The 1,162-nt window shown below is 69.5% G+C and carries 1 protein-coding gene; it reads left to right on the top strand.

All coding sequences use genetic code 11. From position 1 onward, the window contains the following. On the top strand, window positions 1-1,162 hold a 1,162-nt coding region (locus MKK75_RS32165), incomplete at both ends, for a DUF927 domain-containing protein (RefSeq protein WP_244046534.1).

Here is a 1,162-nt window from a genome sequence, read left to right as displayed (position 1 = left end):
CCTGGTGCTTCAGCATGTCGACCGGGTCGAGGCCGCACCTGCCTACATCTCCTTCGATAGCTACTCCATGAACTCTGGCGGTCTGACCGCCGAGATCGTCAAAGGTAGGGGCGAGAGTGCCACCACCGAAACCGTGTGGGTTTCAGCTGCCTTCGAGGTGATCGGGCGCGCTCGCGATCCGCATGGCTACGGCTGGGCGCGCTGGCTGCGATGGCGCGATCCTGATGGCCGCCGTCACGAACATGCCGTGCCGGATGCCGCGCTTCACGGCGACCTCGGAGCGCTCGCCGCCGACCTCGCATCACGCGGCCTCGTCGTCAGCCGCGGGGGCCGCGCGCAGCTCTGCGAATACCTGAATCGCGTGACGGTGAAGGCCCGCGTCACCACGGTGAATCGCACGGGCTGGCATCTCATCGGCGAGCAGCGGGTGTTCGTGCTGCCGGATGCGGTGATCGGCCAGCCCGAGACAGAGACGGTGATCCTGACCGGCGCGGCCGCGGCCCCGTATGCACGAAAGGGTACGTTGCAGGATTGGCGCGACAGCGTCGGCCGGCTGACTGCTGGGCACGGTCGCCTCATCCTGGCGTTGGCGACCGCCTTTGCGGGCCCGCTCGTCGACCTCGTCGGCGGCGAGGGTGGTGGGGTAAATCTCTACGGCGCATCGAGCCGTGGGAAAACGACGGCGCTGAAGGCGGCGGCGAGCGTCTGGGGTCGTGGCGCGTCCGACCCTGGCTTCGTCCGGTCCTGGCGGGCGACCGCCAACGCCCAGGAGGCCACCGCCGCCATCGTCACCGACACGCTGTTGTGCCTCGACGAGATCGGAGTGGCTGAAGGCCGGGACGCGGCGATGGCGGTCTACCAGTTGGCCTCTGGTGTCGGCAAAGGCCGCTCGGCTCGGACGGCCCCAATCGCCCGCCGGAGACATTGCGGGGGGCTACGGCCCCCACCGGGGAGTTTCCCGTGGCCGCCCAGATCGCCGTCGACAAACCGCCCAAAGCCCACGCAAGGTAAGCGGGTCGTGTGGTCGAATTCCCCGCCGACGCCCGCCCTGGTCTTCGCCCTGTCGAACAACCCGGCCCCGAATGCCAACCTTGCCCGCCCGGCCAAACCCCTCCGGACGCCCCCCCTGCGGCCTACGGGGCGTCCCGGCCTGGCTTTGTTC

It is taken from the genome of Methylobacterium sp. J-030 (genome assembly GCF_022829545.1).
Classification (GTDB): Bacteria; Pseudomonadota; Alphaproteobacteria; order Rhizobiales; family Beijerinckiaceae; genus Methylobacterium.
Note: the sequence above shows the minus strand (reverse complement) of the source record. Positions and strands in the feature narration are given on the sequence as shown.